The organism is uncultured Sneathiella sp. (assembly GCF_963976355.1).
GTDB lineage: Bacteria > Pseudomonadota > Alphaproteobacteria > Sneathiellales > Sneathiellaceae > Sneathiella.
In genome coordinates this window covers 172,256-189,037 of the sequence record NZ_CAXBKA010000001.1, presented here as the reverse complement: position 1 = coordinate 189,037, position 16,782 = coordinate 172,256, and the positions used below count along the sequence as shown (strand labels likewise).

At 58.8% G+C, this 16,782-nt stretch carries 11 protein-coding genes and 1 riboswitch; of the genes, 5 read left to right on the top strand and 6 right to left on the bottom strand.

From position 1 onward, the window contains the following. The first annotated feature begins 23 nt into the window (after positions 1–23). Positions 24–6,209: an SDR family NAD(P)-dependent oxidoreductase gene (locus tag AAC599_RS00940; protein WP_340148530.1), complete on the top strand. Its 6,186-nt coding sequence runs from the start codon at positions 24–26 to the stop codon at positions 6,207–6,209. Here AAC599_RS00940 and AAC599_RS00935 read toward each other — a convergent pair. From AAC599_RS00935 to AAC599_RS00925, 3 genes are all read right to left on the bottom strand, one after another. Beyond that, a complete protein-coding gene (locus AAC599_RS00935; RefSeq protein ID WP_340148529.1) occupies positions 6,199–7,041 on the bottom strand; it encodes a hypothetical protein in 843 nt (280 codons plus the stop codon). The two genes, AAC599_RS00940 and AAC599_RS00935, sit on opposite strands and share 11 nt — an antisense overlap. A 184-nt stretch (positions 7,042–7,225) precedes the next feature. Next, positions 7,226–8,314 (bottom strand): TRAP transporter substrate-binding protein, encoded by a 1,089-nt coding sequence (locus AAC599_RS00930; RefSeq protein WP_340148528.1) that lies wholly within the window; start codon positions 8,312–8,314, stop codon positions 7,226–7,228. Then, a complete protein-coding gene (locus tag AAC599_RS00925; protein WP_340148527.1) occupies positions 8,311–9,048 on the bottom strand; it encodes a hydroxyethylthiazole kinase in 738 nt (245 codons plus the stop codon). The genes AAC599_RS00930 and AAC599_RS00925 overlap by 4 nt, the downstream gene beginning before the upstream one ends. A gap of 47 nt (positions 9,049–9,095) precedes the next feature. Next, positions 9,096–9,200: riboswitch (TPP riboswitch) on the bottom strand. A 172-nt stretch (positions 9,201–9,372) separates the two neighbouring features. Between AAC599_RS00925 and AAC599_RS00920 the strand changes: the two genes are divergently transcribed. From AAC599_RS00920 to AAC599_RS00910, 3 genes are all read left to right on the top strand, one after another. Beyond that, positions 9,373–10,587: an MFS transporter gene (locus AAC599_RS00920; RefSeq protein WP_340148526.1), complete on the top strand. Its 1,215-nt coding sequence runs from the start codon at positions 9,373–9,375 to the stop codon at positions 10,585–10,587. A gap of 88 nt (positions 10,588–10,675) precedes the next feature. Continuing rightward, positions 10,676–11,632, top strand: a complete 957-nt coding sequence (locus AAC599_RS00915) for a hypothetical protein (protein WP_340148525.1) — start codon at positions 10,676–10,678, stop codon at positions 11,630–11,632. 65 nt (positions 11,633–11,697) lie between these two features. Then, positions 11,698–12,240, top strand: coding sequence for an ankyrin repeat domain-containing protein (locus AAC599_RS00910; RefSeq protein ID WP_340148524.1), 543 nt, complete (start codon positions 11,698–11,700; stop codon positions 12,238–12,240). Positions 12,241–12,290: 50 nt separating this feature from the next. Here AAC599_RS00910 and AAC599_RS00905 read toward each other — a convergent pair whose 3' ends face one another. The 3 genes from AAC599_RS00905 to AAC599_RS00895 all read right to left on the bottom strand — a co-directional run bounded on the left by AAC599_RS00905 (position 12,291) and on the right by AAC599_RS00895 (position 14,104). After that, positions 12,291–12,752: a MaoC family dehydratase gene (locus tag AAC599_RS00905; RefSeq protein WP_340148523.1), complete on the bottom strand. Its 462-nt coding sequence runs from the start codon at positions 12,750–12,752 to the stop codon at positions 12,291–12,293. A 25-nt stretch (positions 12,753–12,777) separates the two neighbouring features. Continuing rightward, entirely contained in the window at positions 12,778–13,260 is a 483-nt protein-coding gene (locus AAC599_RS00900) for a MaoC family dehydratase (RefSeq protein ID WP_340148522.1), read from the bottom strand. 61 nt (positions 13,261–13,321) lie between these two features. After that, on the bottom strand, positions 13,322–14,104 hold the full coding sequence (locus tag AAC599_RS00895; RefSeq protein ID WP_340148521.1) for a VOC family protein: 783 nt from the start codon (positions 14,102–14,104) through the stop codon (positions 13,322–13,324). A gap of 247 nt (positions 14,105–14,351) precedes the next feature. Between AAC599_RS00895 and AAC599_RS00890 the strand changes: the two genes are divergently transcribed. Further along, positions 14,352–16,781 (top strand): CHASE2 domain-containing protein, encoded by a 2,430-nt coding sequence (locus tag AAC599_RS00890; RefSeq protein WP_340148520.1) that lies wholly within the window; start codon positions 14,352–14,354, stop codon positions 16,779–16,781. Position 16,782: the final 1 nt, after the last annotated feature.

Sequence of the window (16,782 nt, the reverse complement as noted above, 5' to 3'; positions counted from 1 at the left end):
GTCCGACGGGGATGAACTAGAATATGACAGACAATGTTGAGGGAATTCAGGCATCTGAAAAGATTGCCATTGTTGGTATGGCCGGACGGTTTCCGTCGGCGCGTAACGTTGCACAGTTCTGGAATCTGCTGGCGAACGAACGGATGGGCACGCGTTGGTTCAGCGCCGAGGAAATGCTGGAAAACGGGGTTAGCGCCAGAGAACTGGCCGATCCCAACTATGTAAGGGCCGCCAACTATCTCTCGGACATGGAATGTTTCGACGCCGGGTTCTTCGGTTTTTCCCCGCGTGAAGCATCCATCCTTGACCCGCAGCACCGCCATTTTCTTGAATGCGCCTGGGAAGCCTTCGAGGACGCCGGTCATATGCCGGAGAATTTCGATGGGCGCATCGGTGTTTTCGCGGGCTCCGGCATGCAGGCCTATTTGCCGTATAACCTGCTGACCAATCCGGACCTTGTCGAGGAAATCGGCCTGTTCCTGCTGCGCCATACCGGCAATGACAAGGACTTTCTGACAACGCGCCTCTCCTACATCCTGAATTTGCAGGGCCCGTCCGTGGCGGTCCAGACGGCCTGCTCCACCTCGCTTGTCGCCGTCCATCAGGCGGCCGCCAGTCTGCTTTCCATGGAATGCGACATGGCTATCGCCGGCGGTGTCACCGTCGAGCTGCCGCACCGCCATGGCTATAAGTTTGCGGAAGGCGAAATCCAGTCACCGGACGGCATCTGCCGGCCCTTCGACAATGACAGCGAGGGAACGGTTTTCGGCTCCGGTGCGGCTCTTGTTGTCCTCCGGCGTCTGGAAGACGCGCTTGCCGATGGCGATGATATCAAGGCAGTGCTGATCGGGTCTGCCATCAATAATGACGGGGCGCAAAAGGCGGGCTATCTCGCGCCAAGTGTCGATGGTCAGGCCGAAGCGGCGGCGGAAGCCCTCGCCATTGCCAATATCCCGGCGGAGACCGTCAGCTATCTCGAGGCCCATGGCACCGGCACGCCGGTCGGTGATCCGATTGAGCTTGCGGGCCTGTCGCAGGTCTATGGCGCGGGCGGCACGGGCTTTTGCGGGATCGGGTCGGTCAAGAGCAATGTCGGCCATCTCGATACGGCCGCCGGGGCGACCAGCCTGATCAAGGTCGTGGAGGCCTTGCGTCATGACGTCATTCCGGCCTCCCTCAACTATAAAACACCGAACAGCCGTTTCGATATCGCGAACAGCCCGTTCTATGTGGTGAACGAAAGCAGGCCCTGGCCGCGCGGGAATGTTCCGCGCCGCGCCGGGATCAATTCCCTCGGGGTGGGCGGCACGAATGCCCATGCCATTGTCGAGGAAGCGCCGCTTCGTCCCGAGACGATTTCTGAAAGCTGCTGGCGGCTGTTTCCCTTCTCGGCCCGCACCACGGCGGCGCTCGATGGCATACAGGAAAAATGGCGGGAATTTGTGTCCTCCGACGACATGCCGCCCTTGGCGGATGCGGCCTTCACCCTGCGTCATGGACGCCGCGAGTTCGCCGAGCGCCGCGTGATCGTCGGCAGGGAAAAGGATGATCTGTCGAAGGCTCTCTGGAACGAAGCGCCGAGCCGGGTTGCAAGTGGCAAGACCGGAACCGGCAAGGCGGAGGTCGTCTTCATGTTTCCGGGCGGCGGGGCACAATATCCGGGCGCGGGTGCCGGATTGCTGGAAACGTCAGAGGCGTTTCGCTCGGCAGTGGATGAATGCTTCGCGCAGATGCCCGCCGATGCGCCCTCCGACTTGCGCTCGGTCATGTTTGAACGCTCTTTGGATGATGAAAAAGCCCGTGCCAGCATGGAAATGTCCGGCTATGCCATCCCGGCGCTTTTCATTCTGGAATATGCCTATGCCATGATGTTCATGAGCTGGGGTGTCGAGCCTGCCGCTGTTCTTGGCCATAGTGCCGGGGAATATGCGGGCGCGGTGATCGCTCGGGTGATGTCAGTCGCCGATGCCCTGAAAGTCGTTGTCTGGCGCGGAAAGGTCATGGATGCGGCGGCGGCCGGAGCAATGACAATTATCCCTGCGCCGCATACAAAGGTAAAAGAGCTGGTCGGGGAGGCCCTTGATATTGCAGCCCTGAACGCACCGGATCTCTGCGTTGTCTCGGGTGAGGTTGCGAAAATTGACGCGCTGGAAACGCAGCTGAAAGACACGGAATTCGAGGCGACGCGGGTGCGCATCAATGTTGCTGCCCATAGCCGCATTCTCGATGATCAGCTGGAAAATTTCCGGGGCGGAATTGACGGCATCAGCCTGAAATCACCGGAGATTCCCTTCGTATCCAGCCTGCGCGGTGACTGGGGACAGGACGGGGACTTTTCCACCATCGATTACTGGGTGCGCCACTTGCGCCATACTGTCCGCTTCGCCGATACGGTGGAAACCGTCCTGAAAAAGCCGGGCCAGATTCTTCTGGAAGTCGGTCCCGGCCATACGCTCGGTCCGCTTGCCGAAATGAACCCGGGCGAGAATGAACCGCTCGCCGTGATTTCCTCCGGTCGTCCACCGAAAGAGGTCGATGATGATATGGCGCTGGCGCTTGTCGCCGCGGGAAATATCTGGGCCGTCGGCGGAGAGCTGGATTGGGATAAACTGCCGGGGGCGGGCGGGCGCCGCGTGTCCCTGCCGACCTACGCCTTTGCCAAGGATCGCCACTGGATCGAGCCGGGCACCGGCCGTCAGTCGGAGACTGGGGATACGCCGGAAGAAACCGCCATCCAGCTCACCCGGAAGGAAAATCCCGATGACTGGTACGTCGCGAAACGCTGGGACCTTGCGCCGGTTCCACCTGCAGAGCCGAAACATGGCGGCAGCTGGCTTCTGTTCCATGGCGGCGATCCCGTTTCCGATGCGCTGGTGACCGCGCTTGAGGCGCGGCGCGAGAAGGTCACGCTCGTCCGGCCCGGCGATGGCTTTGTCCGCGAGGGAGATGACTACCGTCTCGCCCCCGATGTTGCCGAGGATTACGACGCCCTTCTTGCCGAATTCAAGGAAGTCCCGGCCAATATCCTTCATTGCTGGCCCATGGCCTCCGCCGCGGACGGGCAAAAGGGGTTGTTTGACAGCGCCTTCTGTCTCGCGCGGGCAATTCAGTCCGCCGATCCGACGGAGGATGTTCGCCTGACCTTTGTCGGAAGCGGTGGTTTTTCCGTTGCGGGAGAGCCGGTCTCCTATCCGGCGCTCGGCACATTGCTCGGCCCGGTGCGGGTTGCGCCGCGGGAAATTTCCGGATTGATGGCGCAATATATCGATCTTGAGGCGAAGGAAGATCCGGCATGGTCGGGCAAGGCAATCCTTGATGAGCATGACGGGGACACATCGGATGACTGCATCGCCCTCCGGGGTCGAAAACGCTATGCCCAGAAACTGGCGCCGCTTTCCGTGGCCGCGCCGACGGCGCTTCCGAAACGGATCAAGGACGGCGGACGTTATGTGATTACGGGCGGTATCGGCGGCATAGGACTTGCCCTTGCCCGCTATCTCGGCGGGACGGCAAAGGCACAGCTCGCCCTGATTGGCCGCTCCGCTTTTCCGGCGCGCGGTGAATGGGACACTATCCTGAAAACAACGCCCGCATCACCCGTTGGGGGGGCTGTTAACGCGATCCGGGAGATTGAGGAAGCAGGTGGAAAAGTCCTCGTGCTCAGCGCTGACGTCACCGATAAATCCGCACTCGCCGCCGCACTTGATGAGGTCAAGGCGCAGTTTGGCGGCATTGACGGTGTGTTCCATGGCGCCGGGATCATGGATGATGCCCCGATGCTCGGCAAAAGCCTCGACGATACGCATCGCGTGCTGTCGGCGAAGGTAACCGGCGGCGGAAACCTTGCGGCCCTGCTGCCCGAGGGAAGCCTCGACTTTTTTGCCGTCTTCTCATCCACCTCCGTGGTGACGGCACCGCCGGGACAGGTCGATTATGTGGCGGCGAACAGTTATCTTGAGTCTCTGGCCGCCTCCCGCGCCGATGGTCTGGCAATTTCATGGGGTGTCTGGCGGGATATCGGCATGGCGGCGCGCGCCTATCGCACAAAGGAAGAGAGCGCGGAAGGCGTTCATCCGCTTCTCGGGCCGCTTGAAAAGGATGACGGCGGCGTCATTTCCTTTACCTCCTATTATGATCCCGCTGAGCTCTGGGTGCTGAGCGAGCATGTGGTCGGCGGCATTCCGGTGTTGCCGGGAACGGCCTATATCGAGATTGCCCGCGCGGCCATGCTGGCCGCGGCATCGAACCGGAAATGGGAGTTGCAGTCCCTGTCGCTTCTGAGCCCGATGGTGTTTCCGGAAGGAGTGCGCGCCCGCGTTACCATTACGCTGACGCCAATTGAGCAGGGCTATGAGTTCCAGGTACAAAGCGCCCTCACGCCCGAGGGGCCGATGACCGAGCATTGCCGCGCCCGGCTTGTTTTCAAGCGATTGAATGACCGCAAGATCCCGCGCGCCCTGCAAACGCTGTCGGCTATGTCCGTTTCGGATAGCAGCGGCCATGATTCGCAGGCGGAACTGATTGATTTCGGTCCGCGCTGGGACAATGTCGGTGAAATCCGCCTTGGCGACGGCGAAGTTGAGGGTAATTTCGCCCTTGCGGATACATTTATCCCGGATCTGGAGACTTATGCGGCGCATCCGGGGCTTACGGATACGGCGGCGACGATCGGGCTGAACCTTTTGTCGGATGTCGGCAAGGAAGGCGCGTTTTATGCGCCGATGTCCGTGGACCGCATTCGTATTTTCGCGCCGTTGCCGCAGCGTTTCATCACCCGCGCCCGGATGGTTGCCGAAACGCCGGGCCGGTTTGCCAGCTTTGACGTGCTGTTCCTGGATGAAAAGAACAATCCCCTGATGGTAATGGAAGGGTTTGCGCTCAGCCGGGTTGAGGGAACGACGTTCGATCTTGAATCGGCGCCTGAACAGCTGGTCGATATCATGATTGCGCAAGGCATCGGGGCACAGGACGCCCCAGCTGTTTTCAGCCGCATGCTGGAGTCCGATGCGCGTTCGATGGTGATTTCGCCGACTTCCATGTCCGATATCAGCCGGGAAATGGCCCGTATCGGGGTTCAGCGCAAGAAAAAGACGGAACGTCCGGACAAGGATGGCGGCGCACCCGGTGGCGATTACGCAAACAGTATCGAAGAGAAGATGGCGGGGTTCTGGTCAGACCTTCTGGGCGTCGGCCAGCCGGAGCCGGACGCGGATTTCTTCGATCTTGGCGGTCATTCTCTGGCGGCGGTGCGCTTGTTCGCCAAAATCCGAAAAGAGTATGGAACGGACCTGCCGCTTGCCACCCTGTTCCAGGCGCCGACCCTGCGCCTCTTGTCGGATGTCGTTATCACCAAGGGTAATCTGGTGGTGACGTCCGCGGTCGATACCGCGCCCGCCGATACTGCGGCTGCGGACGGGGAATGGTCGCCGCTTGTGCGCATCAAACCCGGCGATCAGGCCGTTAAACCGCTGTATCTTGTTCATGGAGCGGGCGGCAATGTGCTTAACTTCCGCTCGCTTTCCGGATATCTCGATTCGAAACTGCCGTTTTACGCTTTGCGGGCGCTCGGCTCGGACGGCGGGACGGAAATACATGAAACAATTGAGGAAATGGCCGCCTGCTATGTCGCAGCCATTCTCAAACAACAGCCCGAAGGGCCCTATCATCTGGCAGGATACTCAGGCGGCGGCGTGATCGCCTTCGAGATGGCGCATCAGCTTCGCAATGCCGGACATGAGGTTGGCTATCTCGTCCTGTTTGATACCCTGGCGCCGGAAATTGACGGCAAGCCCCTCGGGATACTCGGGAAAATATGGATGGCCCGTCACTGGAGCCTGGCGTTTGCCCTGAAATGGCCGCTTCGAAAATGGCGGAGCCTGTCGGCGGGCCGCGAAACGCAGCAGATTGAGGCGCATCTGGCAAAAGGTGAGCATATTCCCGATGAACTGGTCGGCCAGCGCATGACGCAGGCCTATCTGGCGGCCGAACATCAGTATCATCCGCCGGATTACCCCGCCGATGTCCTGCTGTTCAAGGGCAGTCAGGCCAGTGTGGAGTTCCTGCGGGCCGGACCACAGCTCGGATGGGACAAGTTCGTCTCCGGGAATATCGAGGTTATGGCCTTCGATTGCGACCATTTCAACATGATGATCGATCCGACAATCGGGGAAATCGGGAAAATCCTGAACGAGCTGCTGCTTACTCGTTAACCCAGTTTCCGGGGATATGGGTCTGATAGAATGTCAGGCTGTCTTCAGCATAGCCGAGTTTGTTGAGATTCACATGGTCTCCGTCCGGGTATGCCTTGAACTCCTTCGGCTCCTGCGCGGCGGCGAACAGCTTTTTGCCGGAACTAACGGGGATGGCCGCGTCCTTTTCCCCGTGCAGCATCAGGAGGGGGGCATTTATATCCGCTATCCGGTCGATGGAATCATATCTTTCTGTCGTCATGATCATGCAAAACGGCAGGCCGTAGTATCGGTTCGTGAAATAATCGCAAAACCGCGCATATGAGGCCTCCAGTGTGAGGGCGGCAATTTTCCGTTCCGTTGCGAGACGAACCGCAATCCCGGTTCCCAGGCTGTATCCATGGGCAAGTCGTTGTTGTGGCGGGATTTCCTGTCCCAGCAGGCTGTCCAGCTGGTCATACAGGGCACGGGCGTCCGCGGCGAAATTCTCTTCGGACGGGACGCCGTCCTTGCCGCTCGACCCTCGATAAACCAGTGCAGCAAGGCCGAACCCCTTGTCCAGAAAGGGCTTCAGGCGAGATACCGAGGGGCCGATCGATGTGAAATTGCCCATGAAATAGAGGATAACCGGCGCATCGCCCTCCGGCGGCTTGATCCAGGCGGAAATGGTTGATCCGTCTTCAGCGGTAAAGGCGACTTCCTTGACAGCATCATGTCCGAATTTTTCCGGGCCGTCCGCGGACTGATCGAAACGGTAAATGGAGCCGTAAAAAGAGGTCAGCCCCACATATCCCGCGACGGCGGCCAAAGCGATCAGGATACCCAGGATAATCAGGCCGTTCTGAAGAGACATGAGGAACTCCAGCTTGATCTCGGAATTTTATCGCGGGCAATATGAAGGGCGCGGATTGTCCGGTCAAGGCTGAAACAGGCCCTTCAGGCACCATAATGGTAGACGTCCACGCCCATAAATCGGTGAATTCCACCACTATGGTTGCAGTGTTAACTGTTCATTAACCATAATGGTGGGCTTGTGTCTAGGCGTCCCTTGCGGCGAAAAACGGCTGGCGGCTGACCCGGGACCAGCTCTTCGACAGGGAGAGCGCTGTCCGGTAGGATGCCAGAATTTCCTCCGCCATGGCATCGCCGGAGACAAAGTTGTCGATCAGCCCTGGTGTCAGTTCCCGGGCACGTGCGAGAAGGTCGGGCGGAAACTGGCGAACCTTTACATTCTTGTTTTCGATAAGATCGTCCAGCGCGCGGGCGTTTTCCCAATCGGATTCGGACAGGCCAAAGGCATTCTCCGACTGACAGGCATTGGCCACCACTGCCTTGAGGTCATCGCTCAATTCTTCAAAGGCGGTGCGGTTGACCAGACATTCGGCGCTGCCGTTCGGCTTGTTGAAGGAGGGCCAGTAATAATAGGGGGCCGCCTTGTAAAATCCGAAAGCCCGGTCGCTCCAGGGGCCGAGGAACTCCGCGGCGTCGATCAGGCCGTTTTGCAGGCCGGGATAGATATCCCCCGGCGGGAGCAGCACGGATGTGGCGCCGAGGGCCTCGAACAGTTCTCCGCCGAGACCGGCACTCCGGATTTTCACCCCCCTCATGTCATCGAGAGAGTTCAGCTCTTTCTTGAACCATCCACCCATCTGTATTCCGGTATTTCCGGCCATAAATGGTTTTATATCAAAGGGTTGGTAGAGCTTGTCCCAAAGCTCCTGCCCGCCGCCCTGATTGATCCACGCCATATGCTCGAGGGCGGTCAGGCCGAAGGGTACCGTCGTAAAGAAGACGCTGGCTTTTGCCTTGCCCTGCCAGAAGAAAGAGGCGGTATGGCCAAGCTCGGCGGTACCGCCGCCCACCGCGCCGAAAACCTCGAGCGCGGGCACGAGCTCACCGGCGGCATAGAGTTTGACGGTGAGTTTGCCGCCGCTCATGGTCGTGATCCGGTTGGCAAGGCGCTGCGCGGTCACGCCGACGCCGGGGGCCCCTTTCGGCCATGATGTCACCATCTTCCATTGCCGGGCGCCGCTTGAGATGGCCGGGGTGCTGAACAGGCCGGCCCCCGCGACACCGAGGCCGGAGGCCGCTATGAATTTGCGTCGGGACAGGGATTTTTCAGTCATGATTCCTTCCTTTCCTGAAGGCTGGATTGGCTTGATTTGTAGACTTCATCGAGGATATTTGCGGCGAAGCTGCCGGGGCCGCCCGATGTGTTTGCGGCTCTCTCTCCCGCATCACCAAGAAGGCGCAGGCCGATGGCAACAGCCTCAAGCCGTGCCGACGGGTCTGCGGCCGCAAGGCACGCCCCCAAAAGCGCGGTGCCGGCGCAGCCGATGCCGGTGACCCGGCTCATGAGCATATGGCCGCCGGTGACGGTTTTTTCGCGTCCGCCATCGGTGATCAGATCTTCAACGCCGGTCACGGCGACGATCGCGCCGGTTTCCCGGGCGAGGGCATGCGGGGCCGCGTTCAAGGCGCTGATTTCACCGTTATTCCCACGAATAAGTGCCGGTTGACGGGTCATCAGCTCTTTTGCGTAAGCGAGGCGCCCTGGCGCCCTGTCGATCAGGACCGGGTCAAGAATCCAGGGAATCTCCTTCTTTTGGGCTGCGGTTATCGCGGCCTCAATTGCCGATTTACGGTTCCCGTCGAGTGTTCCGAGATTGATCAGGAGGGCATTCGCGCCCGAGACAAAATCGGCGACTTCGGAAATATCGGAGGACATGGAGGGAATGGCCCCGACGGCCAGCAGCATATTCGCCGTCAGTGCCTGGACGACCGTATTGGTCAGGCAGTGAACGGCAGGACTGCGACGGGCAATCTCCGCTAGCAGTTCGTCTGACACATTATCACGCATTTTTCCTCCGTTTCACATCGGAGGGAAGGGGCACGAAAACTCTGTGGGATTGAATCGGCCTCAATTCCCTCCGCCGGTTCTAGCCGGATCAGGTTCGACGGGTCGACATTTCTCATGTCTCTCAGCCTTGAAAGGCACCCCGATGAGCAGCCCCCATACTATGGAATTACGGCCTCAATGCAATGCGAAAAATTTCGTTAGAAAATCTAATGTGACAGGACATAAAATGTACTGTGACAGCCTCAAAACCTTTATGATAACCTGAAATGATAATAAAGCGCGGAAAAGGCCGCCTCAGGCCGACGCTATAACAGGAACAATCCAGTGACCAGTCAGCAGCTACGCTTCACTTACCTGAACGTCGGTCATTTCGTTGACCATCTGTTCATGCTGATTTTTGCCAAGGCGGCCTTTAGCGCGGGCATTTCCTTTGGTCTCGCAGAAGATGGCGCCTATGCGGAGATGATTCCCTATGGCATTCCCTCGCTTGTTCTGTTCGGCGCGGGCGCGCCGCTTGCCGCTTATATCGCTGATAAATGGAACCGCAACAGTATGATTGTGGTCTTTTTTGTCGGCATCGGGCTGTCGGCGATCGCCACCGGGCTGGCGCAAGATCCGCTGCAGATTGCCGTGGGCCTTGCGGCGATCGGGCTGTTCGCGTCCATCTATCATCCTGTCGGCATTGCCATGGTTGTTCAAGGGGGCGGGAAAATAGGCTGGCGCCTTGGTCTCAACGGTGTCTGGGGGAATATGGGAGTTGCGGCGGCACCGCTGATCACCGGGTTCATTCTCGCCGATTATGACTGGCGGGCGGCCTTCATCATTCCCGGCACCATCGCCATTGCCATCGGCATCGGATTCATGATTTTCGTCCGGCGTGGCGGCGGGAAACCGCCGGTGCATGCGGCGGGGGAAAAGGAAATCGTCGGCTTCATGCCGGGCTGGAAGCGGGCACTGTTCGCCATATCGCTGGTGACATCGGCGGGCGGATTTGTGTTTGGCACCATGACGTTCGTCATTCCGCGGATGTTCGAAGTCAGCATGCCGGACGTGACGATGAATGTGGCGACGACGGGCCTGCTGGCGGCGCTGGTATATGCGATTGCGGCCTTCGCGCAGCTCGCAGTCGGTCGTTTGATTGACAACTACCGTATCAAGCCGGTGCTCTTTGTTATTGCGCTCGCGCAGCCGATCCTGATCGGGATCATGGCGACGCAGATGAATTATGCGTTGTTCTTCGCGACCCTTCTCGCGATGGCCTTTGTTTTCGGCCAGATCCCGATTACCGATACGGTTATATCGCGCTATGTGCCCGATGCTTGGCGGTCGAAGGTCATGGCGGTGAAGCTCATGCTCAATCTGGTGATCGGCGCACTTTCCCTTCTGGCGGCGCGGTATATTCTGGAATCCGGCGCAGGATTTTCCGGCGTGATTGCCGTTGTCGCGATTGTTGCCGCCTTGATCTCGCTGGCCGCCCTTCTGCTGCCGGGGCGGGTCCGCCGGGAGGTCGCCGTACCGACAATTTCCCCGGCGGAATAGACACTTATCCATAATTAAATCGGCATGACGCAGTTCTTTACCGGAGAGGCGTCTTTATGGCATACTACCCGTAAAAAAGGAAAAGCCCATGACCGTTTCGCTTGCTGTTCGCCCCAAGCATCTTCTGGCCCCTCCTGTCCGCCTTGAACCGGCATTCGATGATCCGGACGGCGTCGTCGATCTGATCAAAAAGGGAAGCCCTTATAAGACCCTCTCCGCAGTTCATCGCGCCAAGGGAGAGACGTCCGGCGGCTGGTTCCGCAATTTCTGGGCTCTCGGCGGCAACGTGATCTTCGACGGGGCAGAACCGTATTTTTATAACCAGCGGTTTATCGATGCGGCGAAGAAGTCCTTCAAGGCGGAGATTATCCGCCCGGTCGCGATGATGACAAATCTGAACCTGCCGGCGGAAGGCCTTCCCTATCACCAGGACCTGCCGTTTTTCCGGGGCGCGCAGAACCGGGAGGTGCCGAGCTGGATGTTGGCGCCGATGGGGTATTCCGGCCTGTTTCATGACTGGGCGATTCCCGTCGCCTCGGCAATTACCTGGTTCTATGACGGCGAGGGCGGGGAGTTTGAATACTGGCCCGACGGACTGGGCGCGCCCTCCCGGACCGAGCGGCCACCCTATAACAATTGCTGCGTTCTGGCCGATAACGAATATATGTTCCACCGCGTCGGCAGTGTCGGGCCGAGAGCGGAACAGCACCGTTACGACAATCTCGGTCATGATGCGAAACTTGAACTGACCGCTGACAATCACTGGCGGGTCATCGATGAGGGCGAGGAAGTCGCGCTTGTCGATTATGGGACTGTTCGTCTATCTGTCCTCTGGAAGGGATATTGCTTCAAGGATGAGGCGGAAGCGGAGGCCTATGACGATCACAGCCATGACCTGACGACGGAGCTGATCAAGGAGATTTTCTGTGAAGATCTGCTGGCGCGCGGGATAAAGGTTTCAAAGCCCGCGGATTTCGAGACGGATATGGCGTGGAAGGAAGTGATTACCAGTACCTATACTCCACCGACGGCAGAGCAGGAGTAGTATCGCGGCAATCAGGGGACGGAGCGCCGGTCCTTCCCGAGACGGTTTCACCTTAGGCGGCGAAAATGTCTGATATTCATCAAAAAGCCCTGGCGCTGGACCGGGCCTATCGGGAGGGGGACCTTGAGGGCGTGCGCCGACTGCTCGGGCATCCGTCCGGATTTCCCAACTGTGAGCAGCCATTCGAGCTTGGCTGTGGCGGAACTCCGCTGGAATATGCCTTCTGCTGGAGCCCGCAAAGCCTCATCCATGAGCTCCTGCGCCTCGGGGCGGATGTCGATTATAGCGATGATGACGGCTTTCCGCCGCTGTTTACCCTTCTCGCATCGGATCGTGACGATAAATATGAGCTGATAACGCTGATCCTCGATCATGGCGCCGATATTCATCAGCGGGGATTCAATGACTGGACACCGCTTCATTATGCCGTGGCCCAGCGGGATATCGAGGCGGTCACGCTTCTCCTCCGGCGTGGTGCCGACCCCCACAGGCCGACGCGGATTGACGACGGAAATTCACCCCTTGAAGATGCTGAGGCATGGGGATTTGAGACGGCCGTCGCCGTCATGAAAGAACAGGGTGTCAGCGAACCGGACAGTGGCTCGTGAACATCCTTACCCACATGGGCGCGGGCTGAGGAAACACAGGTTGAAGGCCGTCATGCCGCCGCGCCCGGTATAATATCCGGAAATTCGGCCATGGCATTTCCGGCGGCCACCAGATCGCCATCCTGATTGGTGACCTCGATATCGAAAAGCAGCCAGTATCCCTTCTCCGTCTCGCGCTTTCGCGAAATTCGGGCGACCGGTGTGATGGTATGGCCGAGCTGTACCGGCTTCAGCCAACGGGTTTCCAGCCGCCGGTGGAAACCGCCGCGCGGCAGCAGCCAATCCGTCAATGTACGTGAAATAAGCGCGAAATTCTGCATTCCATGCATGATTACGCCGTCAAACTGCGTTTTTCCGAACTTGTTCTTCATATAGTTATCGTCGAAATGCAGCGGGTTGTAGTCGAGGGATGCGTCGGCGAAGGCCTGGATGGTGTCTCGGGTAACGGTGAATTCCCGGCCGGTGATGACGTCCCCTTCGTTTACTTTATCGAACTGTACTTTTGCGGTCATGATGCTGTTCCTTTCCCCGTCCGGTTCAAGCGGGACGTATGGTCTGGCCGCGACCGGTGCAGACGACCTGGCCGTGCTGGTTGGTGAATGTGTTCTCATGGACGGCAAACAGGCGGTCCTTGCGGATGAAGCGATCAAGCGCGGTTCCCCGCATGGTGATGGTATCGCCGGGGCGGATCGGGACATGATAGGACCAGTTCTGTCCGGCGTTGATGGTCCCGGGGGAACGCATCCAGTCTTCTGTCGTCGTGCAGGCGAACATCAGCAGGATATGGATGGACGGGGGCGCGATAATGCCGCCGTAGGGCGTCGTTTTCGCATAGTCCTCATCGAAATAGATCGGGTTGTCCTCGCCGACACCGCGGGCGTAGCGGGCGATCACCTCCTTGCTGAGGGTCACGGGCCGGGTGTCGCGCAATTCGCCCGGAATAATCTCATCCCAGGTTTTTCGCTTGTCGACATCCTTCCAGAAATCGGTCTCGAAATTATCAAGGTCCAGTACGGTCATTTTAACCCCTCCCAAGGTTACTAGATGTGGCGCCATTGCGCCTTTTATTATTCTTTCTGTCTCAGGCAGCGGCGGGCGAGAGCCGAAAATGTACGCCGCAAAAATCAAACCCGTCATCTGTAACGGCGCAGCCCGCAGCCTTCGCCTTTTCCTGCATTTTCTTAGGATCCTTCGCGGTCATGTCGATCGCCGTGAACAGTTCCTCCGCCCGGTCCGGGGTCTCTTTGAAATGGAGGAGGCCGTAATCCAGCTCGATTTCAAAACCTCCCGGCGCGACCTTGACAGGCCGGTCGCAGATCTGCCCCCACAGTTTCGCGCGGGATTCTGCGCCGGGGCTGCAAATCTCGATCCCGAGGATATCGCCCGTGACATCCTTGCTGACATAATCCTGCCAGCCATCGCCAGCCCAGTGATAATTCCCCATTATGTCATCGCCGCCATCATGGTGGTCAAACTCCATCATGGTGGCACCCGTTTGCTTGGGGTTGAGCTGCAGAAGATCAGCCTTTTCGTTGCGTCTTTCGAAAATGGGGGCGACGCCCGCCGCCGCGGCGAGGGATTTGTGACGGTCAACATCGGCACAGTCAAAAATCGCCATATAGCCGCCGCGCCCGTTATTGCGGGCAAGAAACCGGTCGACGGCGGTTTCCGGCTGGATCGCGGCGACAATTTCCAGAAAACAGCCATTTATGGCATACATGATATTTTCCAGACCGAACTGCGGCAATCTTGACCGGTGACAGACGTCAAGGCCGAGAACATCCGAAAAAACACGTTCCGTATGGCTGATATCCGATGCCGCCAGGCATATCTGCCTGAGTCGCACATAGTTTGAGGCTGGCATGATTCCCTCTTTCTCCCGATGGGGACTGGCCGGTTATTGTTCCTTGTTCTTTGCCGCCGCATAAGTATTTCAAATTTATTGATTGAGGTAAAGAGCGCTTATTCTTGCCGATGGTGCGTTGTTTCCGATCGCCGGGGTAAAAAAGCAGTAGCAAATTTGTCCGATACTGGTAGGCTACGCCCTTCAAATAGCCGGATATTTTCTGAAGAGAATGAACAAGACCGACAGCGGGCTCGTATAATACAGAATGACGAAAAGCCTTCCTTCCCCCATAACCCGAATGAGCCAGGCGATGATCGTTCTTGGCATCTGCGCGGCGCTGATAGTGGCGTTTGTGAATTTGCGGGACAAGCCGATCATTCAGCTTATCGAGGGCCAGTTCCTGGACTGGCGGTTTGTGCTGCGCGGTCCGATTGCGGCGGATGCGAATATCGAGCTGGTGCTTATCGAGGGCAGTCAGGCGTCTTCGGATGAAGGCTCGGCGATCTCGCCGGACGACCTGATTACGGGAATCAAGGCGCTTGCGGCACAGAATGCCAGGACAATTGTTGTCGACCCCCGCCTTTTGAAGATGACGGCGCCCAATGCCACGGGCGAGGAGACGGCAGCGGGAAATGAGCTGGCGCAGGCGATGACAGCGGCCGGGAATGTCGTTGTTCCCTATGTTTTCAGCATGACACCCTCTGCGGGCGGGCGCACGGCGCTTCCCGTCCCCGTTCAACGGACGGCCTACAGTGTTTTCCGCACGCGGGATACGACCTCCGTCAAGCGTCCGCCGGAAGCGGGCGGCTATATTGCTCCGGCGGCCGGGGTGCTGGCGGCCGGATTGCCCGGTCATATCACCTACACACATCAATATGCAAAGAGCAGGCAGTTCGCCTATCCGGTGATTGGCTATGGCGGTTCCTATTTCCCGTCCCTCGCGATCGAGGCATTCCGAAAGTCAGTCGGTATGAATACAGCGGATATCGAGGTTAATTTCGGCGAAGGACTGAGTATCGGCAGCCTTTATCTGCCAACGGACAATCGTATGCGTCTCGCCGTCAATTACCACGGTCCCGGCGGAACCTACAAGCAGACGAGCTTTGCCGAGCTGATCGGGGGCACCCTACCGACGGACACATTCAACGATAAACTGGTGCTGGTCGGGCTGGCGCCGTCTGCGGCGGGCGGTGCTTTCGTTACGCCCTATGATCCCGCAATGTCGGAAGTTGAATTTCTGGCGAATGTCATCGACAACATCATCCGTATGAACCCGCTGATCCGGTCGCAGCAGATTATTGTTCTCGATATTCTGCTGTTGGCGCTGATCGGTCTGTATTTTGCCCTGGCGGCGGCGGCGAAGAAGAACTGGGCCGTGTGGGTATTGGGGGCGCTGGCAACCGCAGTTGTCCTCGCCGGCAATATGCAGGCGTTCCTGTTGTTTAACCTCTGGATGGGGCTTACCTTCCCGCTGCTGGCAATGGTTTTGTGCACCGTTGTCCTGGTGATGACAAAGCGCCTTTCCGCACGGCGCCGGGTGGCGCTGGAAGCGGCGCTCCTTGCGGAAGAAACGCAGTTTGATGCCCCCTGGACATTTGACCGGGTCGCCAAGACCGGCAACAAGACTGAGGACAAGGAATACAGCCGGGATGCGGAAAGCCCGGATGAACCGGCCCCAGAAGACGAACGCGTGACCGAGCCAGAAGTTGATGACAAATCAGTGGCCATGCCGCGGTTTGAAATTCCGGAAGAGACCCCCTCTTTGACATCGGAGGAGGAGACGGAGGATACCGAACCGCAAGAACCCGTGCTGGTGAGCCCGGCCGCGCCGCAAAGCGCCAAGGCACCTGATCGGGTAACCCCGGAGAAGGTGAAGCCCGCCTTCAAACATGCAATCTCGGGCCCTAGCCCGCTTCCCGTTCCACCGCCCAGAGCCGAAAAAGCACCGGAGCCGGAGGAGAAGATTGTAGAAGCACCACCGGCGCCGACACAAAAAAGCAAAAAACCGGCGTCTCTCATTCCGGTGATGGAATCTTCTACCCGTCGCGAGAAAGCCCCCTTCGCCGGATCGCCGCAAGACCTGATTGGCCGCGGACGGGCCAATGGCCAGTTCGATGTCGCCGTGCTCTATATCAATATGGGCGGTTTTCGCAAAATGGCGCGCAGCCTCAGCCCGATGCGGGCCTCCGAGTTTATCCATGCGGTCTATCAGCTAATCGGTAAAACGGTCGCCAAACATGGCGGCTTCCTTGAGCAATTCGGGGAGGAAAACGTCATGGCGCTGTATGGCCTGCCGGAGGGAAGCCCGAAGGATGCGGAGAATTGCCTTCGCACGGCGCGGGAACTGTCGGCGGCGCTTTCGGAATGGGGCGTGAAAGAAGGGTTCTCCGCCGAAAAGGCCGTGGATTTCTGCATTTGCGCGGATTACGGCCCGGTCCGCATCCATGCGAAAGGCGAAAGTGCCGAGCAGGAAGTGAGTGTCTCGGGCTATACCATCGGCCTGGCAAGCCGACTTGAGAAAGCCGCCGCGTCAAAGGGGGCTGGCGTCATTGCGTCAGCCAAGCTGATGTCGAAAGTCGGCGAGAGCGAGGCAGAGGGCGAATTGAAAGAAGGGTTCAAGGAACAGCCGCTTCAGGATATTCCGGGCTCGGCGGAGCAGGTCGGCCTCTGGCGGGCGGAGCATCAGACCTCGTAGT